Source organism: Nonomuraea fastidiosa, from assembly GCF_042751225.1.
Lineage (GTDB): Bacteria > Actinomycetota > Actinomycetes > Streptosporangiales > Streptosporangiaceae > Nonomuraea > Nonomuraea fastidiosa.
The window spans coordinates 1,277,441-1,300,758 of the sequence record NZ_CP170570.1; the positions used below are offsets into that span (position 1 = coordinate 1,277,441).

A 23,318-nucleotide genomic window follows, 5' to 3' on the forward strand; every position below is an offset into this window, starting at 1 on the left:
CCTCAGCGCCGGGGGCGGTGCGATCGGAGCCGCGTGCACCAGAATGGGGGCGATGTCAGATCAGCTCCTCGCGCGGGCCGCCGCCTCGCTCCACGGCCTGGCGCTCGGCGACGCCTTCGGCTCGCAGTTCTTCGTCCCCGCCAACCGCGATCATCTGTCCGCGCGTTCGCTGCCGCCCGCTCCGTGGCAGTGGACGGACGACACCGAGATGGCCTGCTCGATCTACCGGGTGCTCGCCGATCACGGCGGCATCGACCAGGACGAGCTGGCGGCGAGCTTCGCCGCCCGCCACGACTTCGATCGAGGCTACGGCCCGTCCACGAACCGGATGCTCCGGCTGGTACGCGAGGGCGGCGACTGGCGTGAACTGTCGGCGGGGCTGTTCGACGGGAAGGGCTCGTGGGGCAACGGCGCCGCGATGCGGGTGGCGCCGCTCGGCGCGTGGTTCGCTGGTGACGCGGCGGAGGCCGCCCGGCAGGCCGAGCTGTCGGCGCGGGTCACCCACACCCATCCCGAGGCGGTGGCGGGCGCCGTGGCCGTCGCGGTGGCGGCGGCGGTGACCGCCGCGGATCCCGGCCTGCCCGCGGGGCCGTTCCTCGACCGGGTCGCCGAGCACGTGCCGCCCGGCATGGTCCGTGACGGCATCACCGAGGCCAGGCGGCTGCTCACGATCGGCGACCCCGCACTGGCCGCCGGTGCGCTCGGCAACGGGCGGCAGGTGGCGGCGCACGACACGGTGCCGTTCACGCTGTGGGTGGCCGCCCGGCACCGCGACGACTTCGAGACGGCCATGTGGACCACGGCGGTGGCGGGCGGCGACGTCGACACCACGTGCGCCATCGTCGGCGGCATCGTAGCCGCCGGCCCGCAGGCGCACCTGCCACGGCAGTGGCGGGTGCGCTGCGAGCCGCTGCCCGGCTGGGCCGCCGCCCCGCCGCTCACCTTCTAGGCGACCGGGTCACTTCCCGCAGTGCTCGAGCTTCGAGGTGTACTTCTTCTTGCCGTAGTCGCCGCCCCACTGGACGCAGTAGCCCTTGGCCTTGAGCTTGACCGGCCCGGCGTAGGTGGTGAAGTAGCCGGAGTCCACCACGTAATTCTGGCGCTCACGGCGGATGATCGCCTTGAGGAAGACCTTCTTCTTGCTGGGCTTGTTGCGCCAGGTCACCACACAGTTGGTCGTGCCGTTGTAGAGCAGGTAGACGGTGGCGCCGCCCAGGGGCTGGCGGTCGATCACGTGGTACTTGCCGCCGCCGCAGGCGGCGATGGGCGACGAGGCGGCCTGCGCCGGGGCGCTCGTGAGGAGGGATCCGGCGAGGGCCGCCGCGCTGGTGAGCGCGAGCACGCCTGCCCTGGTGAAGATGCGCATAAAAGCCGTTCCTAACGATGGACGTCGGTGAGTGGTGGCCTCCCGCCGTGCTGCGCGGCGAGGCGCGCGATCATGATGATCGTTCACACACGTGTGCGGCAACTTATGCACCTTTGCTACCTATGTCAACCTGAGTAAAACGCATCCCTCGATCCCCGGCAGTCACTCGCCGCCCACGCGCAGCGCGGCGTCGAGGTTGCGGCGGCGGGTCAGGGTGGCGTGCGCGTACGACCCGGCCAGCGCGCACAGCGCCAGCCCGGCCGCCAGCGCCAACGGCGTGAGCAGCCCGGGCGCGTGGCCGGTGACGGGCAGGCCGCCGGCGAAGACGGACACGTCCACTCCTGGCCCCAGCGCGGCCGGCAGGATCATGCCCAGCGCCACGCCGACGGGCGCGGTGATGAGGACGACGGGCAGCAGCTCCAGCAGGACCAGCCACCGGGCCTGCCGGTCGGACAGCCCGAGCGTGCGCAGCAGCGAGATCGTCCGCGTCCGCCCCTCGGCGCCGGCGACGAGCGACATGACGATGGCGACCAGCGCGTACGCCCCCAGCGCCACCGTCACCACCACCATCGTCGTGCGGACGGTCGCGGTGAGCGGGTCGGCCTGGATGTCGCGCAGCGCCGCCGCCTGTGTCTCCACGGTGGCCGATGGGACGAGCCGGGCCAGCTCGGCGGGCGCGATGTCGCCCTTGATCAGCAGCGTGTTGGCGGCGGGCCAGGGCAGCACCTCCCACGGCAGGAGGATGAACTGCCCGCTGGAGTAGAACCCGGGCACGGAGTCGATCACGCCCCGGCCGTTCACCGGCGCCTCCGACAGCCACGTGAGGTCGAAGGCGCCGCGCTGTCCCAGCGCGGGCGAGAGCAGCGCGGACGTGGCGCCGGACAGCGCGGGCGGGGTGATGGGCGCGCCTTCGGTGACCCTGCGCCAGGCGTCGAGTTGCACGGCGACGGTGTACGGCTGCTCGCCGGTGTCCGGGATCTGGGCGCGGCCGGTGAGCGCGAGGGCCACCTCGTCGACGCCGGGCGCCCGGCGTACCCGCTCGATCACGTCGGCCGGGATGTCCTCGATCGACGTCACCTTGATCGGCGCGCCCACCTTCTGCCAGGACGCCAGAAGCTGCGTGGTGGTGATCCCCTCGTGGATCACGGCGGCGAACACCGACAGGCTCAGCGCGGGCAGCAGGATCAGCACCGGCAGCGCGCCGGTGAACCGCTGCCGCGCCGCCCTGGCCAGCCCCAGGAACGGCACGGCCGAGCGCCCTTTGGCGGCCAGCCGGACGACGAGCCGCAGCGGATAAGGGTGGCACCGCAACGTGATCAGCGCGGCGGCGAGCGTCAGCGCGACCGGGATCAGCAGCAGGTACGGGTCCTGCTGCGCGGTGCCGGACGGCCCGCGTGCGCGCAGCGCGTACGCGCCCGCCAGCGCGAGCACGACGACCAGCGCCTCCACCGTGACGCGCCGCGCCGACGGCCGGACGGCGGCGAGGTCGGCGCGGCGCTCCCGCAGCGGGGCGCGGTGGGCCAGCGCCACGCGGGTCCCGGCGAAGGCCACCGCGGCGACGACCACGACCGCCGGGCCGATGTGCACGATCGGCAGCGCGGGTCCCGCCGGCAGGAACGACAGGCCGTACCCGGCGAGGGCGGCGGGGACCACGGTGAGCGCGGTCAGCCCGGCCCCCGCGGCCACCACCTGCCACAGCGCGGCCCCGCGTGCCCTGGCCAGGGCGAGCGTGCGCTCCAGGCGGTCGGTCAGCAGCCGGACGGCCAGCGCGATCACGCCGAGCGCGACCGCGAACAGCCCGCCGAGCACCAGGTACAGGACGGTCTGCGCGGCCGACAGCGCGGTCATGAAGGCGTCGATGAGCTGCGGCAGCCCGCTGACGAGGCGGTAGCTGATGGTGCCGTCGCCCTGGACGTCCACCTGCCGGTGGAAGTCGGCGACCGCGGGCGGGATGCCGGGCGCATCGAGGGCGTTCGCGCCCCATGGGTCGAGCGGCAGGATCCAGCGGTAGGTGAGCGTGCGGGTCCTGTCGCTCAGCGCGGCCAGCCCGGCGTCCGACATCAGCGTGGTGGTGTGCAGCTCCTCCGGCCCGTCCATGGGGACGACCCTGGTGACGTGGAGCATGTCCGCGTCGTGGCCCCAGGCGGGGTCGGCCGGGTTCGCGGCCCGGTAGACGCCGACGATGCGCACGGCCGTGGAGACGCTCGCGCCGAGCAGCCGCATCTGCCCGACGCGCAGCCCCATCCTGGCCTCGGCCTCCTCGGCGATGCCCACCTCGATGACGGGGATCGCCGAGCCCATGTACCGCATGGACGAGGGCGCGCCGGGCGCGCGGCCCCGCACCCACGTCACGCGCCGGTCGGCGTCGGACAGCCAGCCGAGGTTGACGAACTCGCGAATATCGCCGGTGCCGTCGGCGGGCGTGCGGAAGGTCTTGGCGCTGATATGGCCGCCGGGCGCGACAAGCGGGCGCAGCGCGGCCGGTATGAGCCCGCGCCAGCGCCGTCCGGCGGCCTCGAACTCGGCGCGCGAGTGCATCTCCCCGGCGGGCAGCGCGGGAGCGCCGGTGACGACCAGGTCGGTACGCGCCACTCCGGCCGTGGCCAGCGACCGGCGCAGCGCCTCGTCGTACGACGCCTGCATGGTCCTCGGCAGGCCGGACACGAGCAGGCAGGCGACCGCCGCCAGCACGGCGAGCAGCGCCACGGTGCCCGCGTGCGCGCGTACGCCCAGGGGGATACTCACCGCTCCTCCAAGCTCTGCCCTCGCCACATGCGCCGGGCCAGCCCGGCGACGATCACCGCAAGCGCCGCCGTCACCAGGGCGAGCATCACGGCCACGGACGGCCACGGGAGCCGGAACAGCACGGCGGGCTCGACCGCCGCCGCCTGCCCGGACAGGACGATCCGCGGGACGACCAGGTTCCCGACGGCCACGGCGAGCGCGGTGCCGGACACGAGCGACAGCCCGACGACGAACGCCTGCTCGGTGGCGAGCATGCCGAGCATCTGACCGGGCCCGGTGCCGAGCGCCCGCAGCACGGCGAACTCGGCCCGGCGTTCGCGCGCGGCTACCACGGCGTTCACCAGGAAGCCGAGCACCGCGAAGCCGAGCGCCGCGGCGAACCCCAGCGTCAGACCGCCGTGCAGCGCCCCGACCAGCGGATCGCCGCGCAGCCGCGCGGCCAGTTCGTGCCGGTCGACGGCGCCGGCGTCCCATTGGGGGTTGCGGCGGAGCACCTCTTCGGCGGGCGCGGAGTCGGGGGTGGCGAGCCACCATTCGGTGGCGGGGCGGGACGGCAGCGCCGCGGCCAGCTCGTACGCGTGCAGCGACTCCCAGTCGGCGAGCACCGCCTGCTGCCCGGGTTCGCCGGTGGGCATGCTCGCCACGATGCCCGCCACCTTGATCCGCATGACGTTCCCGGCCAAGCGCACGGAACCGTCCTGCCCTTCGCGCAGCTTGAGCGTGGCGGCGAGGCCGGGCGTGAGTACCACGGGCAGCGGGCCCGGCGCGAAGCGGTCGGCTCCGAAGGCGGTCACGCCCTGCGGGTTCGTCGCGGCCGAGGTGACGGGGACGTCCGTGCCGTCCGCGCTCAGCCCGGCCAGCCGCAGGCCCGCCTGCTCGTCGCCGGCCAGGCCGCGTACGGACAGCGGATAGGTGATCTCGCCGGAGCGGCCCGCCAGCGCCGCCAGATCGAGCCGCACCGTGTTGACGCCTTCCCGCAGCTCGCCGAGCGGCAGGTCGTGCCAGGTGCCGAGCGCGTCCGACAGCACGAGCCTGCCGGTCGCGGCGGCCGGAGACTCCACCCGCACGGTGAGGGCGCGCGGCCTGCCGGGCAGCTCCAGGCGGCCGGCCCGCTCGCCCTTGATCGCGGCGACGAGCTGCGGGACCGTACGCGACGACAGGTCGGGACGCAGGTGGAACACCTGGGGCAGCCGGTCGGCGTCCAGGGCGAGCAGCAGCGCGCTCTCACCGCCCACGTCGGTCTGCGCGCGGAAGGCCGGCGAGGCGGCGGTGATGCCGGGCAGCCCCGCGAACGCCGTGCCCCGGCCGAGCACGCCCAGCTCGGGCGCCTCGTACGGGCCCGGCAGGCGCAGGTCGGCACCCGCCCGGTGATCGGCCTGGTCACGGTGCGAGTCCCGCCAGGTGGCGGTGGTGGCCATGGAGACGACGCCGACCGCGATGGCCAGCGTCAGCAGCAGCGCCGGGCCCGCGTACCTGAGCGGACGCCTGCTGACCTGCCAGGAGCCGAGCGCGGCGGGGAGGGTGGCGCGGCGCGCGGTGATCCGCTCGGCCAGCCGCGACACGCGCGGCACCAGCCGCAGCCCCAGCAGGCCGCCCGCGAGCAGGGCGAGCGCGGGGCCGGAGATGATCAGCGGGTCGATGCCGAGCCCGCCCGCCGCCGTCGCGGTGACCGGCCCGCCGTAGCGCTGGAGCTGCCAGATCGCCAGCGCGGCCGCCGCGAGCAGCGCGATGTCGCCGCCCGCGCCGTGGATCAGCGCGCGCCGCAGGCCGCGCCCGCGCGCCGACTGCTCCTGCACGTACGTGCGCCGCCCACCGGCCACCGACGGCAGCGCGAGCAGCACGGCAGCGGCCAGCGCCGCCCCGGACGAGACGAGGTACGCGCCCGCGTCCGGCGCCACCGGCGGGGACGCCATCCCGGGCAGCAGCCCGATCAGCGCGATCAGCGGCGGCCCGAGCAGCGGCGCCACCACCGCGCACGGGAGCGCGATCAGCAGGGCCTCGCCGCCCGCCAGCGCCACGAGCCTGCCCGTGCCCGCGCCGCGCGAGCGCAGCAGCGCCGTCTCCATGCGGCGGTGGTCGGCCAGCAGCCGCGCGGTGAGCACCAGCGCGTACCCGGCGAGCAGCAGCAGTTGCAGCATGGAGATCAGCAGGACGGAGCGGGTCACCAGGGACGCGCTGTCGAGCTGGGTGAGCAGCGCGGGCAGCTCCGTGGCGGCCAGGCAGCTCACGCAGCCGCCCGCCATGAGCCTGGCGCCGATCCCCTCGGCGGCCGCCGCCAGGGGGCGCAGCCGCTCGGAGGTGAGCGCGCCGAAGTCCGGCTCGGCCGCCCACACCGCCCTGACGCTGGTGGCGAAGCCCGCGACGAACGTCTCCCGCGTCACCATCAACGGCCCGTACGTGGTGTACTCGCCGCGCTCCACGCCCCGGCTCAGCAGCTCCTCGCCCGCCCACCGCTCGCTCACCGGGTCGTCGAGCCGGAAGACGCCGACGACGCGGACCTTGACCGGCTTGCCGTCGCTCCTGGCCTGCGTGACGAACTCCGCGCCGCTTGCGAACCCGGTCGCGGTGGCGGCCGGCTCCGAGATGACCGCCTCCACGCTCTCCCCGCCGGTTCGCGGCCACCTGCCGGTGACCAGCCGGGCGTGCCTGTCGAGCCCGTCGTGGCTGCCGAAGCGCAGCAGCCCCGGCAGGTCCGCGTCCTCCTGGCCGGGCATGACGTACGAGTCGGAGCGCAGGCTGGTGGTGACGGCCGGGGGTGCGCCGAAGGCGGCGGCCAGCTCGTCGCGGACGAGCCGGTCGTACCGGGAGAATGTGGTGGCGTCGACCTGGGCGGTGACGGTGACGCTCGTCTGGCGGTAGGAGGCGTCCTGTACGGCGCGGCGCACGCCCGGCCCGGCGATGGCGGCGGCGTACATGATCATCGCCACCAGCATGGTCGTCGCCAGGAGGATCGCCCCGAACGCGCCGAGCAGGAGCAGCGGCTCGTCCAGGGCCCGCTTCACGACCAGCGGCGCCCGCATGTTCGGCCTCTCCTTCCCCGTTCCTCATAGACCTTCGGACGGGGCGGGGAACCGCGGCAAGAGTGATCGACCAGCTGATACGGGAAGGTGACCCGGGCCGTCTCGCGGCGGAAGCGGCCGGGTAGCCGTCATCGACCGCCGGAATGCGGAAACGTCAGGGTGCCGCACGCGCGGCAAGCGGCCCGTACGCACGGACGGCGCGGACGGGCCGCGGGCCTGCCGGGCTCAGGCGTTGCGCTCGCCGGTCAGCCGAGCTCCTTGCGCCCTTTCTCCGTGAGCGTCGCCATGTGCACCGCCAGGCCGAACGTGGTGAAGCCCGACCTCGCCGCCTTCGTGAACTCGGCGATCACCTGGTCGGGCGGGTAGTCGTCGACGAGGAAGTCGTAGGCCGCGTCTCCGTGGTCGCGGATGGCGGCGAGAACCGTCTTGGTGGTCAGCTCGGGGTTTCCCACGTTCTCCTCCAGCGGGCTCCTCCTGTGGTCGCCTCGCACCACGGTCGCACCGGACGGCGGAGCCCGCCATCCACCTCAGAGCTGGTTTTTGATCACCTCGGGTGTGTCCGGCACCGGCTTCGCGAGGTAGCGGGCCTCCTCGGAGGGGGTGAGCAGCCGGGCCTCGCGCAGGATCTTCAGCGACTCCCGCCAGGACTCCCTCGCCTCCTCAAGACGGCCGAGGTCGTGCAGGGTGTGGCCGTACCACCAGTGGGACACGGCGAGCCCCATGGCGTAGCCCGCCTCGCGCTGCAGCCTGATCCCCTCCCGGTACTCCTCGGCCGCCTCCTCCAGCAGCCCGTGCGCCCGCAGGCAGTCGGCGAGGGCGTCGTGGCCGATGCCGAGACCGCCGGCGCCGCTCTCCTCCTTGAGCGTCGCCAGACCGCGCCGCGCCTCGTCCACGGCCTCCGCGGTCCTGCCCTGCCGGTAGTAGACCTGCGCCCGGTTGTTGCGGACGTACGCCTCGTGCAGGGTGCGCCCCGTGCGCCGGGTGACCTCGATGGCGCTCCCCAGCGCGGCGAGCGCGGCGTCGTAGCGCCCCATCTGTGTGTAGGTGATGCCGAGATCGTTGAAGATGCCCGCCGTCGTGTCGGGCAGCCCCGCCCGGTCGCAGCAGTCCAGCGCCTCCTCCAGGCAGCGGACCGCCTCCTGGAGATGCCCGAGCTGCTGGTGGATGGCGGCGAGCTCCTGCAGCAGGTTGCTCTGCACCTTCCAGTCCCCCTCCTGACGAGCCTGCCGCAGCACCTCCTCCCCCACCTCCAGGGCCTCGGCGAACCATCCCCTGCGGTCGAACAGCCACAGCAGGTGATAGCCGAGCCCGGCCGCCGAGCGGTCGGCAAGCCGCGTCGCCTGGCGCACCGCGGCCAGGAGATTGTCGCGTTCCCTGTCCAGCCAGGCGTTGGCGTCCTGCAGCGTGGGCAGCTCCTCGCCCGCCTGCTCCGGGGCGAACAGGACGGTGGTCGAGTGGTCGTTCATCAGGTCGTTGGCCCGCTGCGCGGTGGCCAGGTAGTGCTGCAGCATGCGGCCGGCCGCGCTCTTCCGCTCCTCGCCGGGGATGTCCTGCTCGCGCGCGTACAGGCCGACCAGGTCGTGCAGGCGGTAGCGGTCGGGTCCGGCGCGTTCGAGCAGGCGGGCGTCCACCAGATGTTCCAGCGCGTCCTCCGCGCGGTGCTCCGGCCAGCCGGCCAGCGCGGCCGTGGCGGGCGGCGTGCACGCCGGCAGGTCCGCGTGCCCGAGCAGGCAGAGCAGGTGAGCAGCGTCCCGGCCCGCGGGCTCCTCGTGCAGCTGCTGGTGGCTGACCGCGAGGCTGGCACGCACCGCGAGGTCGGCGTACTCCAGCAGGTCGAGCCGCCGGGCGGCGTCGGCGAGCCGGACCGCGAGATGGGAGAGCGGGCGGTCGGGGCGGGCGGCCAGCCGGGCGGCCACGATGCGCAGCGCGAGCGGGAATCCGCCGCAGAGCCGGACGATCTCCCGCGCCGCCTCGGGCTCGGCCTCCACGCGGTCCACGCCGACGATCCTGGCGAGCAGGGCGGCCGCGTCGGCGTCGCCGAGCCCGCCGAGGTGCAGGTGCCGGGCGCCGTCCAGGGTGGCGAGCGGATGCCGGCTGGTGATCAGGACGCGGCAGCGCGGCCCCGCGGGGATGAGCGGGCGGATCTGGCGTACGTGGCGGGCGTTGTCGAGGATGACCAGCAGGTTGCTCGCGGCGGTGAGCGAGCGGTAGCGGGCCGCCGCCTCCTCGGCGTCGGAGGGGATGGCGGCGCCGTCCAGGCCCAGGGAGCGCAGCAGGCGGCGAAGCGCCTGCGCCGGGTCGAGCGGGGCGAGCCTGTCGGTGGAGCCGTGCAGGTCGACGTAGATGACGCCGTCGGTGAACCGGTCGGCGACGAGATGGGCGACGTGGACGGCGAGCGCCGACTTGCCGATGCCGCCCGGCCCGTCGATCACCGTCACCGGGCTGTCGCTCAGCAGGTCGGCGCGCAGCCGCGCCACCTCGGCGGCCCGCGCCGTGAACGCCTGGACGTCGGCGGGCAGCTCGGCCGGCCTGACGTGCCAGGCCCGCCGCTCACCGGGCAGGTCCAGCTCGGGATCGCCGGCGAGCACGGCCTGGTGCAGCCGGCGTATGTCCTCGCCGGGCTCCAGCCCCAGCTCCTCGACCATGGCCTGGCGCAGGCGCCGGTAGACGTCGAGCGCCTCGGGTGCCCGCCCGTCGCGATAGAGGGCGAGCATGAGCCGGCCGGCCAGGCGCTCGCGCAGCGGATGCTCCCTGACGTGCGCGATGAGATCCACGGCCAGCGCCCGGTGGTCGCCGGTGGCCAGGCGCAGCTCGGCGTGGTCCTCCAGCACGCCGAGCCGCTCGGTCTCCAGCCGTTCGGCCTCGATCACCGCCCAGTGCGCGTCCAGCTCCGGCAGCGCCGGCCCGCGCCACAGCTCCAGCGCGCGGCGGAACAGCACGTCCGCGGTCGCCGCCGCGCCGTCCGCCCAGGCGGCGCGGGCCTGTTCCGCCAGGTGCGCGAAGGCGTGGACGTCCACGCGATCGCGCTCGACCGCGAGCCGGTAGCCGCCGGGGACGGTCTCGATGGCCTCCGCCGCGCCGTGGGCGGCCAGGGTCTCACGCAGCTTCGAGACCACGATGTGCAGCTGCTTGCCCGCGGTGGCGGCGGAACTGCTCGCCCACACGTCGGTGAGCAGCGACTCGGCGGCCACGGCCCGCCCCGCGTCGAGCGCGAGGCGTACCAGCACACCGACCCGCCGCCGCCCGGTGATCGCGACCGCCGTGCCGCCGGCCTCGACCACCAGCGGCCCGAGTAGTTTGATCTCCAGCCCCAACGAACGCTCCCGTCGCCAGCCGAGACCCGGCATTCTACGACCGGAGGACCCGTCCCCCGGCGGGAGCCGGCGGGAGCCGCCGCCCCGCCGTCACTCCCGTGACACGGCCTTGTCGGCGTCGCGGACGAAGGACGGCAGCAGCTCGACGCCCCAGCCCGGCGCGGTCGGAGCCGGTACGACGCCGCCGCTCACCTGTGGCATCGGCCCGTAGACGCCCTGAGTCCACGGGGTGGTCTCGATGCTCCACTCCTGCGGATGCACGCAGGCCGGCATCGCCGCGGCGAGGTGCAGGGTGAAGACGCGCAGCAGCGAGTCGTTCGCGCAGTGCGGGGTGCACGGGATCCCGGCCGCCTCGGCGAGCACGGCGACCTTGCGGGCCCGCGAGACGCCGCCGATGTAGCCGATGTCGGGCTGCACGATGTCCACGGAGCGCATGGCGATCATGCGGTTGAACTGCGGCAGCGAGAAGTCCTGCTCGCCGCCGGAGACCGCGATGTCCAGGGCCGCGGCGACCTGCGCGGTCGCTTCGAGGTCGGGGAACGGGCAGGGCTCTTCGAAGTGGAAGTAGCCGTGCTCCTCCAGCATCCGCCCGACCCTGATCGCCCTGGGCACGGAGAACCCGCCGTTGGCGTCGGCCGACAGGTCCACGTCGGGGCCGAGCGCGTCGCGCAGATGACCGATGATGCGCTCGGTACGCCCGGGCGCGGCGTCCACGTCGCGGCCCATCGCCTCCCCCACCCGGATCTTGACCGCGCGGAAGCCCTGCTCGGCGATGAGCTCGCCGAGCCGCTCCGCCTCGTCCTCGGGGGTGATCTCGCGGGACATGCTGGAGGCGTACATGGGGACGGACGTCCTGGCGTGCCCGCCGAGCAGCTGCGCCACCGGACGGCCGGCCGCCTTGCCCATGATGTCCCACAGCGCCGTCTCCACCCCGGCGACGGCGCGGTGCAGGAAGCTGCTCGGGAACTTGTAGTGGCGGCGCAGGCACGCGTCCACCAGCGCCTCGGCGTCCCACGGGTCGCGGCCCAGGAACATCGGCGCCACCATGCGGTGCAGCACGCAGACCGTGGTGCCCGCCTCGTACGGCGCGGTCTGCCCGATGCCCTCAAGGCCGTCGTCGGTGCGGACCCGGACGACGGCGAGCGGCCCCCGGGTGAGGGTCTCGATCTCGGTGATCTTCACAGGTGCTTCCTCAGCGTCTCGACGAGCGGAGTGCGTACCGCGCACCGGTCGAACCTGAACGAGTCGGCCAGCTCACGCGCCCGGCCGGCGTCGATGCCGGCGAAGAGCGCGGCGAACTCGTCCACCATCGGCTCGGCCAGCAGGATGTGCCGCACCAGCACGTGGATCCACTGCCGCTGACCGAACGGCGGAGGGTCGAAATGCGGGAACTCCTCGGCCACGGTCTTCTCGATCGGCTCCAGGAGGTGGCGGACGCCGGTGTCCACGCCGCCCCACACGTCCACGCCCAGGCGGGCCTTCTTCTCCAGGATCGGGTCGATCGTGCGCACGTACGGGGAGTCGGCGGCGGCGTGCACCACGCCCTGCAGCCCGATGTCCTTGTACGTCCACAGGCTCCAGCCCGCGCCGTGGGCGTCGTAGATGTCGAGCTGGTCGGCCAGGACGCGGTAGCGCGCGGCGTCCAGCGCCGGGTCGCCGCCGTACCGCGTGCTGTAGACGGGGCCGAACTCCCCCACCCAGATCGGGGTGCCGGTGCGCCGCATGTACGCGGCACGTTCCAGGAATCGCGCCTCCAGGTAGTCGCGGTCGACGTACCGGCCGCGCGAGATGCCCGGGTAGTCGCCGCTGTCGGCGAAGCCGGCCAGCGCGTAGTCGTGCACGGTGTAGACGGTGCCGGGCAGCGGGTCGGCGAACTGCTCGAAGTCGGTGGCGTGCCGGTCGCCGTCCAGGAAGAGGACGTGAGCGGGATCGACGGCGCGGATCGCGGCGTGCAGCCGCTCGTAGAACGGGCCGATCCGCTCGCCGGACGGGTCGGCGGGCTCGTTGAGCGGGTTGTACCCGGCGACCCACGGGTTGTCGCGGTAGCGGTCGGCCAGCGCCTCCCACAGGTGCACGACCCGGTCCTGGAAGTGCCGGTGCGTCCAGAACAGCGACCGGTGGGTGGGGTTGTCGCTGTGCCAGCGCTGGTTGTGGTAGCCGGGCGCGGCGTGCAGGTCGAGCACGGTGTACAGGCCGTGGCGGGCGCACGTCTCGATCACCCGGTCGAGCAGCAGGAAGCCCTCCTCCTTGAGCCGCATCGGCCGGTCGTCGTCCTCGAAGTGCCGGTAGTTGAACGGCACCCGGACGCTGTTCATGCCGAGCTCGGCCAGGAAGCGCGCGTCGTCGTCGGTGAAGAACACCTCCAGGAAGCGCTCGAAGAAGGCGTCGTACACCTCCTGCCCGAGCACCCGGCGCAGCGCGGCCCGCTGCAGCTCCTCCGTCGAGGGGTAGCCGGTGATGAAGTTCTCCATGTTCATCCAGCCGCCGAGCCCGACGCCGCGCAGGCGGACCGTCTCTCCGGTCGCGGTCGCCAATCGGTCGCCGTCGATGTGCAGCCTTACGGACTCGTCGTGCATGGTGAAGCGATCTCTCCTTGGAAGATGGGTCATTTGCCGAAACCGGCCGTGAGGCCGCGCACCAGGTGGCGGCGTCCCAGCACGTACGCGACGAGCATGGGAAGCGTGGACAGCACCACCGCGGCCAGCACCGCGGGGACGTCCACGGTGAACTCGCCCTGGAACGCCCACAGCGCCATCGGCAGGACGCGCAGGTCGGGGCTCTGGGTGAGGATGAGGGGGAACAGGAAGCCGTTCCAGACGTGCAGGGCGTCGTAGATGCCGACCGTGACCAGGGCAGGGCGGGCGAGCGGCAGCACCAGCCGCCACAGCATGCCCCAGTCGGTGGCCCCGTCCATCCGCATCGACTCGAACAACCCTCTGGGGATGTCGCGGATGAAGTTCGCCAGGATCAGCACCGTGATCGGGATCGCGAAGCCGATGGACGGCAGGATCAGCGCGAGCAGGCTGTCGTACAGATGCAGCCGGGTGATCATGTAGTAGAGCGGGATGATCGTGGCGTGCACGGGGATCGCCAGGCCCAGCAGGAAGACCGAGAAGCTCATGCGGGCGAGACGGCCCTCGCCGCGCACCACCCCGTACGCGGCCATCAGCGACAGCCCGACCGTCACCACGACCGAGGCGACCGTGATGACGACGCTGTTGAGGAAGTACCGCCCGAAGCCGCTCTGCAGCACCAGCGCGTAGTTGCCGAACGTGATCTCGTCGGGCGGGGCGAGCGGGTTGCCGTCGAAGAAGCCGGTCTGGCTGCGCAGGCTGGAGATCACCACGTAGTAGATGGGGACGATGATCACGGCCAGCCAGACGAGGCCGCCGATGCCGGCGCCGATGTTGGGCAGCCGCCGCACCTTGACCCGGGTTCGCGGGCGGCGGCGGGCGATCGTCGTGGTGGTGACGGCCATCAGAGCCCTTCCTGCTGGCTGCGCATGCGGACGAAGCCGGTGTACTTGGTCAGCGAGAAGGCCAGCGCGAGCCCGGTCACGACCAGGATCACCGCGAGCACGCTGGCCTTGCCCATGTCGTTGGCGGAGAAGCCGGTGAGGTACATGTCGAGCGGGAGCAGCCGCGTGGCGTTGCCGGGACCGCCGCCGGTGAGGACGAACACCACGTCGAAGTAGGTCAGCGAGCCGGTGACCATGAGGGTGGACGACGTGATGATCGTGTTGCGGAGCTGCGGCAGCGTGATGTAGCGGAACTGCTTGACCCGCCCGGCCCCGTCGATGTCGGCGGCCTCGTACAGCGAGGCCGGGATCTGCCGGACGGCCGCCTGGTAGAGCAGGGTGTGGAAGGGCACGAACTGCCAGGCGATCACGAAGATCACCACGTACAGCACGAGGTCGGGGTCACCCAGCCAGTCCAGGCTCAGGAAGCCGAGCCCCGGCACGCCGCCCAGCCCGAAGTTCGGGTCGAGCACGGCCTTGAACGCGATGGCCACCGCCGCCGACGAGAGCAGCAGCGGGAGGAAGTACAGCACGGCGAGCACGGCGCGGTAGCGCTGCGTCCCGGCGGTGAAGACGCCGAGCAGCAGGCTGATCGGCGTCTGCACCACCCACGAGAACACCATGATCTTCACGGTGAGGACGAGCGCGTTGCCGGTCACGGGGTCGCCGAGCACCTCGGTCCAGTTGCCGAACCCCTCCCACGAGATCTCGCCGAGGCCGTCCCAGCGCGTCAGGCTGAGGATCACCGCGCCGCCCAGCGGGACCACCGCGAACACCACGAACATCGCCAGCGCCGGCAGGGTCAGCAGCCCGCTGCGGGTGCGGGCACGGGTAGCGGACACGTGCATCGCCTCAGCCGCTGATCGTGGCGTTCATGGTGGTGGCGAACTGCTCGGGCGTGATCTCCTCGAGGAAGACCTGCTGCAGCGTGGTGAGCAGCTTGTCGCCGGCCTCGGGCGCGAGCGCCTGGTCCAGGCTGAGCTGGAAGTTCGGCGCCTTCTTCGCCACCTCGTAGATCATCGAGTAGTACGCCGGGTCGTCCGACTTCGCGATGGCGTCCTCTGCGCCCTCCACCGGCGGGACGTTGCCGACCGCCAGCAGGTCGGCGGCGTACTTGTCGTTCAGCAGGTCGTTCTTGATGTACTCGCGGGCCGCCTGCTTCTGCTCGGGGGTCGCCGCCGACGAGATCGACCAGAAGTTGCTCGGGTTGCCCACCACGTTCGCCGGGTCGCCCTTGCCGCCTTCCACGGCCGGGAAGGGGACGTAGCCGAGCTTGCCGTCGCTGATGAACTTCGGGTTCGCGGTCTTGATCGTCTGGTACGTCGCGGGCAGGCCGAGCGTCATGGCGGCCTTGCCGGTGTAGAGCAGGGCCACGTCGGCGCCGCTGTCGGTGGAGATCGAGGAGAAGCCCTTGACGAAGCCGCCCGCCTTGACCAGCTCCTGGATCTTCGTGGTGGCCTCGGTCACCGCCGGGTCGGACCAGGCGTTCGGCTTGCCCGCCGTGATGTCGTTCATGACGCGGGGGCCGCCGATGCGGTCGATCAGGTACGCGAGCCACGGCAGCAGCGGCCACTTGGCCTGGCCGCTGACGGTGAACGGCGCGATGCCCGCCGCGTTGAACTTCGGCACCAGAGCCATCAGCTCGTTCCACGTCTTCGGGGGCTGCGCGCCGATCTTGGCGAACAGGTCCTTGTTGTAGTAGATCACCACGGGCTTGACGCCGTTGTTCGGCAGCGCGTACGTCTTGCCGTCCACCTTGCCGACCGCGGCGATCGAGGGCAGGAAGCGCTCCTTGACCGCGGGGTCCTCGGCGAGGTCGCTGATGTCCTCGACCGCGCCGGCGGCCACGTACGACGTGAGCACGCCGCCGCCCCAGCCGTAGATCAGCGTGGGCGCCTGCTTCGCGCCGACGGCCGTCCTGATCTTCTGCTTGTACGGGTCGTTCGCGAACTCCTGGATGGCGAACTTCTGCCCGGGGTGTGCGGCGTTCCATGAGCCGAACGAGTTCTGGAACGCCTTGGCGGTGACGCCGCTGATGATCCACGCGGAAGGGCCTCCCGCGTCGCCGCCCGCCGCCGAGGCGGTGCCGGCCTGCCGTGGACCGGATGTCCCGCACGCGGCGACGCCGGTCATCAGCACGGCGAGCGCCATCGCGAGCAGTGGCCTGGGGGAACCGACCGCTGTCTTCATGTCCTTCACCTTCCTGGCACCTTCCTGCGCACCACACGGAGACGCGGCTCCCTGGCGCGACACCGCACAGCGCCGGTCTTGCTGCGGTTAGTCCGGCTTAGTCCGACATCGTGCAGCCCTGCTCAGACCGATGTCAATCGTTATCGATAACGTTTTACATGCGCTAGGATCGGCGGCGTGAACAATGGCCGGGTAACGATCCGCGACGTGGCAGAGCATGCCGGTGTGTCGGTCGCGACGGTGTCGAAAGTGCTCAACGACCGGCACGGCGTATCGGCGGCCACCGTCGATCGCGTGCGCGCGGTCATCGCCGAGCTGGGCTACGAGTCCAGCCTCGTGGCCCGCAGCCTGCGCAACCAGCGGACCAACGTGATCGGCATCCTGGTCTGGGACATCGAGCCGTTCAGCGCCGAGCTGCTCAAGGGCGCCGCCCGCGCGATCAGGGGCACCGCCTACGAGCTCGTCGTCTACGCGGGCGGCGGCAAGGGCTCGGGCCGGGTCGGCTGGGAGCGGCGCTATCTGTCACGGCTGTCCGGCACCCTCATCGACGGCGCGGTGCTGGTCACGCCCACGGTGCTCGACGTCGACGGCGGCGCCCCCGTCGTGGCGGTCGATCCGCACAGCGGGCGCGAGACCGTCCCGACCGTCGACGCCGACAACCTCCAGGGCGGCAGGCTCGCCACCGAACACCTCATCGGCCTCGGCCACCGCCGCATCGGCTTCCTCGGCAGGCCGCCGCGCGACCTCGAGTCCGGCCCGCTGCGCGAGGAGGGCTACCGCTCGGCGCTCGCCGACGCCGGCATCCCGGCCGACCCGGCGCTGGTGCGCGTCGCCGACTACGACGAGAACGACGCCCGCAACACCGTCCGCGAGCTGCTCAGCCTGCCCGACCGGCCGACCGCCGTCTTCGCGGCCAACGACATGTCGGCCATCGCCACCATGGAGGTCGCCGCGTCCATGGGCCTGCGGGTGCCCGAAGACCTCTCGGTGGTCGGCTTCGACAACGTCCCCGAGAGCGTGATGAGCGAGCCCGCGCTCACCACCGTCGAGCAGCCGATCCAGATGATGGGGCGGCTGGCCGTCGAGATCCTGCTGGAGATGCTGGCCGGACGCGAGCCCGCGCAGCGCCACGTCCGCCTCCCCACCCGCCTCATCCCCCGCGCCTCCAGCGCCCCGCCGCCTGGCCGCTGAACGCCGGCGAAGCGCCGCCCGCAGGCCCCGCCGGACGTCCTGGCGACCGCTCAGCCGGACGGCCCCGCCCCGTCAGCGGGACGCCCGCTCGATGATCTCCTGTTCGGTGAGAGGGTCGGCGGGATGGTGGCTCAGGCACTGCCGCGCCCGGATGAGGACCTCGGGGACGCCCTCGCTCGCGGCGTAGAACTGCCCCGTCTCCAGCCGCCCGACGCGGTCCGCGCGGCCGCCCCGGGCTCTGGCCAGCCCTTTGACCACCTCGATCTGCGTGGGGCTGTTGATGCGGCCGATGAACTGCGTCGTGGCGTTGCCGGCGATGTGGTTGTGCAGGCCGCGCGGCGTCTGGGTGGCGAAGACGAGGCCCAGGCCGTACTTGCGCGCCTGCGAGGCCAGGGTGAGCGTGCTGGCCAGCGCCTCGGTCTTCGGCACCGCCGGTACGAACGTCTGCGCCTCGTCCATGACGTACAGCGCCTTGAGCGGGGTGTCCCGGGCGGGATCGCGTTTGATCCAGGAGAACAGCGCCATCTGGAGCCGGCTGACGAAGCCCGGCCTCGCCTCGTCGCTGAGACCGGCGAGGCTGATGACGGAGACGCGGGCCCGCTTGCCCTCCGAGGGGGTCAGCAACTGCTCCGGGTCCACCGGCTCGCCCCGGCCCGCGAAGAGCGGATCGTTGATCGTCGCGGCGGTGAGGAGCTGCCCCAGCTCGGCGGCGATCTGATCGGCGCGGTCGATCTGGCTGACCTCCAGCGGCAGGGCGGCGAGGAGCCTGAGGAACGCGGCGAAGTCGCCGCCGCCCGAGCGGGCGAAGTGGTCCAGCGCCTGGCGGAGGATCGCCTTCCCCTTGCGCGCCTTGGCGCTCGCCCCGTCCACGTTCGCCCTGGGCGCGAGCGCCTCGACGGCGAGGCCGAGGGCGGAGTCCAGCTCGTCGCGGTCGTCCAGCACCGGCGTGAAGTCGGGGAGCGGCTGGAAGGCCAGCGGGCGCCCGCGCGAGCGTCCGGGGGTCCAGATCACCACCTCGGTGCCGGCGAAATAGCGCGCCGCCTTGCCGGCGTCCTCATCGCCCCAGCCGGGAGGCGGGCTGGGCCACGGGTCACCCAGCCTGGCCAGGTCGTTGTTGGAGTCGAGCACGATCGACGACACCCCGAACAGCGCGCACTCCTCGATGAGCCGCCGCAGGAACACGGTCTTGCCGGAGCCCGACCCGGCGAACACGGCCGTGTGACGGGTGAGCGTGCTCAGCTTGATCTCCAGGTCCGCGCCGCTGTCCAGGCGCCTGCCCACCGTGATGGCCGCGGCGCGGCCGCCCGCCGTCTCCCGCGCCTCGCCTGCCGGTTGACCGGGTTCCGCGGTCGCAGGCTGCGCCGCCGGCGGCCCGAACAGGCTGGTGAACAGCTCGGTGCGGCCGGCCGGGCGGCGGGCGCGCAGCCAGCTTTCGAACTCCGGGTCCCCGTCGGCGGCCATCTGCCGCAGGGCCTCGAAGACACGCAGATCGTCGCCCCGCACCGTGACCGAGCGCCCGCCCCACTCCTTGAGCTGCGCCAGGCGGGCCTGCGTGGCCGGGCCGTCCGACCAGGCGAGGTTGCGGAGCACGACGAAGCAGCGGTCGGGCGTGTCCGGGCCGAGGCCGGAGGCGGCGATGCCGTCGTTCAGCCGTTTGAGTGCGGCGATGTGATGCGGCGCCCCGATCATCCGGAACGTCCAGTGCCGCTGTTCCTCCGACTCCGGGTCCAGCGCCTGCCGCAACCTCGCGTGCAGGCTGGGGCGGCGGCCCGGCAGCGGATCGACGGAGAAGGCCTCGCCCGCCTCGCCCTGCTCCTTGATCCAGGCGTCGAGAGCGGCGGCCAGCAGGGGCGGCGCGAGTTCGTCTTCCTTGTCCGCGTCGAACGGGCTCTCCCCGTCGGCCCGTTCGCGCAGGTCGGCGAAGCGTGTGTCGAGCCGGGCCAGGTTCGTCTCCGGCACGGCGGGAGCGGTCTCGGCGACGGTCACCGTCGCGGGGGCCGGTTCTTCCCGGTCGAAACGTTCCAGCGGGCGCACCTGGCCATCGGCCCGGCAGGCCGCGATGTGCGTGCTGATGAGGCGGAGGAGCGTCCTCGGCGTGTGACCGGGGGCCGTCGCGAACGCCTCGGGGGCGATGGGCCACGTCGGTGCGGGCGGCGTGACGCCCGCCTGCGCGAAGGCCACCGCGAACCTCCGCTCGACCAGGACCCGCGCGATGTCCGGGCTGGTGATCGTGGTGAGGATCAGCGAGGGACGGAACCGGTCCTGTGCCGTGCCGATGGCCCGTTTCCTGATCAGGTTCCACGACGAGGGCAGGCATGCCACCAGGCAGAGCGTTCGCTGCGTGGCGTGCACCAGGGCCATGAGGCCGCTCGCGATCTCGTCGATCACGTCCTTACGCGGTTCGGCGTCGGCCGGCGGCTCGGCGGCATCCGTACGGGAGTGCTCCAAAAGCGCGTCGATCTGGTCCACCGCGATGACGCTGGGACCGGTCAGCGCGAGGATCATCGACAGCTCGACCGCGATGTCGTGCGGCTTCTTGACGACGGGGCTCATGCCCCACGCCTTGCGATCGCCTTCCTCGGTCTCCTCGGTGGACGTCAGGTGGTCGTGGGCGACCTCGAGTGCCGGGCCGGACGCGGCGGCGTACAGGGCGAGCGCCCGGATGGTGTCGCGGCAGCGCAGCAACTGCCGGTTCCTGGCCACCAGGCCGTTCACCAGGGCGTCGAGGTCGGCGCGGCCGAGCCCGGACTCTTGCTCGATCGCCGCCTCGATCCGGTCGCCGACGCCGGCGAGCGCGGCCAGGGCGCGCAGGGCCGTCATCGCCTGGCTCGGAGCGTCCGGGCCCGCGGCCGAGCGTCCGAGGTCCTCGACCATCGCGCTCGTGGTGCGGTGCCAGAAGTCGTCGCCCGCGCTGAAGTCCACCAGGAAGAAGTAGCCGCCCGCCTGCGCGATCTTGCCTCTGACCCAGCCGAGGAAGTGAGTCTTGCCGGCTCCGCCCTCGCCCTGGATCACGACGCCGAGCGGGCTGGTACGGGTGGCGGCGGACGCCTCGTCGATGCCGTCGAGGACCAGTTGTTCCGCCCGCGGATGCATGCCGTCGACGTGGAAGGGAGGCGGGTTCCATGCGTGTTCCGCGGTCGTCGCCCAGTTGAGCACCCGGGAGATGGCGTGGAGCGCGCGTTCCTCGTTCTCGTTCATCGGGCCTCGATCGCCAGGAGGTGCTTGTCCACACCGCCTATGAGGACGGCGGCCCGCCTGTCCTCGTCGGTCAGGGTCTTCTGATCCGCCTCCGGGGCCAGGTGGACGCCCGGGGACTGCTCCAGCCGCCGGAGCGCGTCGTCGACCTCCTCACGGGGAACGTCCTTCAGCCGGGCCCGGACGTGGGTCAGGAGCACCCAGTCCTGCGGTTCGCGGGCCAGGTTCCAGTAGGCGTCGCGGATCGCCTCGGTGAGATCGGACGAGGGCGCGGGCCCTTCCTCGCGGGCCTTGACGACGAACTCGGCCAGGCTCAGGTCGGTCGCGTCGAGATAGCCCTTGATCACGCGGAGCACCCCGTACAGGGTGCGGCCGAGCGATCCGCCGCGCTCGGGAGCCGAGCCCTCCAGCTCCGTCACGCACCACGCCCAGCCGTCGTCGGTGAGCGTGTGGTGGTAGGACCTGCCCAGCTTCTCGCTCGTGACGAGGCCGCACTCGTTCATCCGCAGCCGCGGCTTCCCGTCGAGGGCGTCACCGATATGAGCGCGAAGCTCCGGGTTCGACGCCGCCCCGCCGAGCGTCATCAGCCCCAGAAGCAAGGCCCGCTCCCGGGCTGCGAAGGCGGTGTTCTCCATGGTCAGCTCTCCTCGAATCGATCGTCCACGACCTTGCCGAAGCTGGTCGCTATGAGTTCGCGGCGGCCGTTGACGTCCATCAGGGTTCCGGCGGCACGCACGGGGGTCCGGTTCCTATGGGCGTCGACGGCCACGTCGTAGGCGGCCTCGTCCGGCAGGCGCACCCAGATCGAGCCGCGTGGCCCGCCGTCCCCGGTCGTCACCCGGCCGCGTACGTGGACGCGGAACCTGTCCTCGCCCCCGTTGTCGAAGAGGGCGCCGATGAGACCCGTGACGGAAGCGCCCTCGCGGTGGAGGCGCCGCAGCCGGTGGGCGACGCGGCGCAGCAGGGGCCCGCTTCCGGCGTCGAAGACCACCGTCCGCGCGGGTACCGCCGAGGGCAGCGCGCGGGCCCAGCGGAAACCGACCTCGAAACCGGCTCCGGGATCGGGACCCGCGAACCGGGCCAGCGCCGCGCACAGGTCGGCCGACACGCCGTCGCGCACAATGCCGTCGAAGACGCTGATGTCACCGGTCCTGCGGACCTCGGCGCCGGCCTCCCGCATGAGCAGCGCGGCACGCTGGAGCAGGGTCAGGGTACGGCGCGCCAGCGGCGGCTCGCCGTCGCCCTCCTCCTGTAACGGGACGCGGACGGTGAGGAGGTCGGCGGCCGGCACGATCGGACCGACCCGGACGCGGGCGAGCAGGTCACGCACGGGTTTGGGGGCAGCGCCGTCGAACACCGGCCTGGGGCCGGTCAAGGCAGCACGCGCCGCCGCGCTCAGGGCGGTCTGGGCGCTGTTGAGCGCCGTGACCGCCTCGACCAGCCCGAACTGCCCGTCAGCGGGGATGATGGGGGTGCGGTACCACTGGACGTCGACCATGGGCGAACCGATGTCGGAGGCGATGTCCTCGGCGGCGCGGCCTTCCACCTTGGCCAGCAGGGCCACGATCTCCCGCAGCCGCCGTGGCCCGTCGGCGAGGCCGTCCGCCCCGGGCACCAGGACCTCGTGATCGCCGTCATGGACCCAGACGGCCGCGCCTCGCCAGCCCTCCGGCTGGCGTACCCAGCCGGTCGCGGCCAGATAACTGCTGATGTCGGAGACCGACAGGCCCTCGATCACGCGAGTGACCCCGTGGGCGCCCCGACGAGCTCACGTAACGCACGAACTGTTAAAACGTTCCCCAAAGGCACCTGAATCGGCACAATTCGCTTAGTACTGGGCGCGGCGATGGGCTGCTCGCCCTCGAATCCGCGGTAATAGCAGAGCCGGCGCAGCGTCAGCCCTTCGGTCTCCACGCGCGCGTAACGCTCGGCCTCCGGCGGGACGACGACGAGAAACAGGTAACGCGGAACGAGAAACGGGCCTTCGACGAGCTTGTTGTACTGCACCTCGTTCAGCCCGCGATACTGCAGATGCGGGCCCTTGAACAGCGGCGTCGACCACGACTTGACCTGCACCTCGATGGCGGGCGACGAGATGTATCCGGCCCTTCCCGGATAGCGAAAGCCCAGGTCGATGCCGTCGTAGTCGAGATCGTCCTGATACACGAGCAGGCCCGCCGCGGAGGCGAGCACCCTCACGTAGTCCTCGGCGAACTTGCCTTGATGGTTCCGCTGGTCCAGCACGCGATCTCCCTCACCGCCGACCGCCCGATCCGCAGGCTAGAGAGTATCCATCTCGCGGCCAAGAGGAAGAGAGATTTCGCTCTGGCGACGTATCGGAGCCACTTTTCCCCCGATTTCTTTTACGGTCACCCCGAATATACGAAATAGTGCGCCCAGCCGAACGGCCGCTCGGCCTGCGCGCCGGCGAGAAGGCCGGTCTCGCTTCCCGCGGCGGCGATCCCATCGGCAAGCCCCGCCGGCGGCCTCGACGACACGAATTCCGCGTCCTGCTGATCCTGCTTTGACCGGTAATCGCGCCTGATGATTTCGTGGCATGCGAGTGAAGGATCACCTCAGCACGAACGCCATGCGAGCCGACTTCGCCGTCGACATGTCGAACACCGTCCGCGAGCGGAAGCTGGGCGGTGACCGTCCCGCCCGCTGTTCGCGGGTCGTTGTCTCGCAGGGGGCCGAACAAGACCCGTCATCTCCGTGCCCGCACCATCTGCGAGCATGGATTCCGCAAGACACGCTGTCACCACGGAAGCGCCGATCAT

Annotated in this window: 16 protein-coding genes; 2 read left to right on the forward strand and 14 right to left on the reverse strand. The window is 72.5% G+C overall.

Going from position 1 to position 23,318, the window contains the following annotated elements:
- The first annotated feature begins 52 nt into the window (after positions 1 to 52).
- On the forward strand, positions 53 to 949 hold the full coding sequence (locus ACFMQL_RS05735; protein WP_364058118.1) for an ADP-ribosylglycohydrolase family protein: 897 nt from the start codon (positions 53 to 55) through the stop codon (positions 947 to 949).
- A gap of 9 nt (positions 950 to 958) precedes the next feature.
- Here the strand turns inward: ACFMQL_RS05735 and ACFMQL_RS05740 are convergent, their stop codons facing one another.
- The 10 genes from ACFMQL_RS05740 to ACFMQL_RS05785 form a co-directional block, all read right to left on the reverse strand.
- Positions 959 to 1,366, reverse strand: coding sequence for a spore-associated protein A (locus ACFMQL_RS05740; protein WP_364058121.1), 408 nt, complete (start codon positions 1,364 to 1,366; stop codon positions 959 to 961).
- Positions 1,367 to 1,528: 162 nt separating this feature from the next.
- Positions 1,529 to 4,111 (reverse strand): FtsX-like permease family protein, encoded by a 2,583-nt coding sequence (locus tag ACFMQL_RS05745; RefSeq protein ID WP_364058124.1) that lies wholly within the window; start codon positions 4,109 to 4,111, stop codon positions 1,529 to 1,531.
- Positions 4,108 to 7,131 (reverse strand): ABC transporter permease, encoded by a 3,024-nt coding sequence (locus ACFMQL_RS05750; RefSeq protein ID WP_378784819.1) that lies wholly within the window; start codon positions 7,129 to 7,131, stop codon positions 4,108 to 4,110. The genes ACFMQL_RS05745 and ACFMQL_RS05750 overlap by 4 nt, the downstream gene beginning before the upstream one ends.
- 245 nt (positions 7,132 to 7,376) lie before the next feature.
- A complete protein-coding gene (locus ACFMQL_RS05755; protein ID WP_364058130.1) occupies positions 7,377 to 7,625 on the reverse strand; it encodes a hypothetical protein in 249 nt (82 codons plus the stop codon).
- 33 nt (positions 7,626 to 7,658) lie between these two features.
- Positions 7,659 to 10,445 carry a BTAD domain-containing putative transcriptional regulator gene (locus ACFMQL_RS05760; protein WP_378784821.1) on the reverse strand — a complete coding sequence of 929 codons (2,787 nt, stop codon included), beginning with the start codon at positions 10,443 to 10,445 and terminating at the stop codon, positions 7,659 to 7,661.
- 90 nt (positions 10,446 to 10,535) lie between these two features.
- Complete coding sequence (locus tag ACFMQL_RS05765; RefSeq protein WP_364058136.1) at positions 10,536 to 11,627, reverse strand: mandelate racemase/muconate lactonizing enzyme family protein; 1,092 nt, start codon at positions 11,625 to 11,627, stop codon at positions 10,536 to 10,538.
- Positions 11,624 to 13,021 carry a glycoside hydrolase family 5 protein gene (locus tag ACFMQL_RS05770; protein ID WP_378784823.1) on the reverse strand — a complete coding sequence of 466 codons (1,398 nt, stop codon included), beginning with the start codon at positions 13,019 to 13,021 and terminating at the stop codon, positions 11,624 to 11,626. Before ACFMQL_RS05770 ends, ACFMQL_RS05765 begins: the two co-directional genes overlap by 4 nt.
- Before the next feature lie 29 nt (positions 13,022 to 13,050).
- Positions 13,051 to 13,923, reverse strand: coding sequence for a carbohydrate ABC transporter permease (locus ACFMQL_RS05775; RefSeq protein WP_378784824.1), 873 nt, complete (start codon positions 13,921 to 13,923; stop codon positions 13,051 to 13,053).
- The gene (locus tag ACFMQL_RS05780) at positions 13,923 to 14,810 is read right to left on the reverse strand and encodes a carbohydrate ABC transporter permease (protein WP_378784825.1); all 888 of its coding nucleotides are present in this window, start codon (positions 14,808 to 14,810) and stop codon (positions 13,923 to 13,925) included. Before ACFMQL_RS05780 ends, ACFMQL_RS05775 begins: the two co-directional genes overlap by 1 nt.
- Positions 14,811 to 14,814: 4 nt before the next feature.
- The gene (locus tag ACFMQL_RS05785) at positions 14,815 to 16,152 is read right to left on the reverse strand and encodes an extracellular solute-binding protein (RefSeq protein WP_378784827.1); all 1,338 of its coding nucleotides are present in this window, start codon (positions 16,150 to 16,152) and stop codon (positions 14,815 to 14,817) included.
- 207 nt (positions 16,153 to 16,359) lie between these two features.
- Between ACFMQL_RS05785 and ACFMQL_RS05790 the strand changes: the two genes are divergently transcribed.
- A complete protein-coding gene (locus ACFMQL_RS05790) occupies positions 16,360 to 17,343 on the forward strand; it encodes a LacI family DNA-binding transcriptional regulator (protein WP_378784828.1) in 984 nt (327 codons plus the stop codon).
- Positions 17,344 to 17,415: 72 nt separating this feature from the next.
- On the opposite strand, the gene ACFMQL_RS05795 is transcribed toward ACFMQL_RS05790, so the two are convergent.
- Genes ACFMQL_RS05795 through ACFMQL_RS05810 form a run of 4 tightly spaced genes read right to left on the reverse strand, consistent with a single transcriptional unit; the run spans position 17,416 to position 22,782 of the window.
- Complete coding sequence (locus ACFMQL_RS05795) at positions 17,416 to 20,541, reverse strand: ATP-binding protein (protein WP_378784830.1); 3,126 nt, start codon at positions 20,539 to 20,541, stop codon at positions 17,416 to 17,418.
- The gene (locus ACFMQL_RS05800; protein ID WP_364058156.1) at positions 20,538 to 21,173 is read right to left on the reverse strand and encodes a hypothetical protein; all 636 of its coding nucleotides are present in this window, start codon (positions 21,171 to 21,173) and stop codon (positions 20,538 to 20,540) included. The genes ACFMQL_RS05795 and ACFMQL_RS05800 overlap by 4 nt, the downstream gene beginning before the upstream one ends.
- A 2-nt stretch (positions 21,174 to 21,175) precedes the next feature.
- Entirely contained in the window at positions 21,176 to 22,276 is a 1,101-nt protein-coding gene (locus ACFMQL_RS05805; RefSeq protein WP_378784831.1) for a hypothetical protein, read from the reverse strand.
- Positions 22,273 to 22,782 carry a DUF4365 domain-containing protein gene (locus ACFMQL_RS05810; RefSeq protein ID WP_378784832.1) on the reverse strand — a complete coding sequence of 170 codons (510 nt, stop codon included), beginning with the start codon at positions 22,780 to 22,782 and terminating at the stop codon, positions 22,273 to 22,275. The genes ACFMQL_RS05805 and ACFMQL_RS05810 overlap by 4 nt, the downstream gene beginning before the upstream one ends.
- Positions 22,783 to 23,318: the final 536 nt, after the last annotated feature.

Coding starts and splice junctions, on each gene's coding strand:
- ACFMQL_RS05735 (WP_364058118.1), top strand. CDS start 53: ATGTCAGATCAGCTCCTCGCGCGGGCCGCCGCCTCGCTCCACGGCCTG.
- ACFMQL_RS05775 (WP_378784824.1), bottom strand. CDS start 13,923: ATGGCCGTCACCACCACGACGATCGCCCGCCGCCGCCCGCGAACCCGG.
- ACFMQL_RS05800 (WP_364058156.1), bottom strand. CDS start 21,173: ATGGAGAACACCGCCTTCGCAGCCCGGGAGCGGGCCTTGCTTCTGGGG.
- ACFMQL_RS05770 (WP_378784823.1), bottom strand. CDS start 13,021: ATGCACGACGAGTCCGTAAGGCTGCACATCGACGGCGACCGATTGGCG.
- ACFMQL_RS05785 (WP_378784827.1), bottom strand. CDS start 16,152: ATGAAGACAGCGGTCGGTTCCCCCAGGCCACTGCTCGCGATGGCGCTC.
- ACFMQL_RS05740 (WP_364058121.1), bottom strand. CDS start 1,366: ATGCGCATCTTCACCAGGGCAGGCGTGCTCGCGCTCACCAGCGCGGCG.
- ACFMQL_RS05795 (WP_378784830.1), bottom strand. CDS start 20,541: ATGAACGAGAACGAGGAACGCGCGCTCCACGCCATCTCCCGGGTGCTC.
- ACFMQL_RS05780 (WP_378784825.1), bottom strand. CDS start 14,810: ATGCACGTGTCCGCTACCCGTGCCCGCACCCGCAGCGGGCTGCTGACC.
- ACFMQL_RS05750 (WP_378784819.1), bottom strand. CDS start 7,131: ATGCGGGCGCCGCTGGTCGTGAAGCGGGCCCTGGACGAGCCGCTGCTC.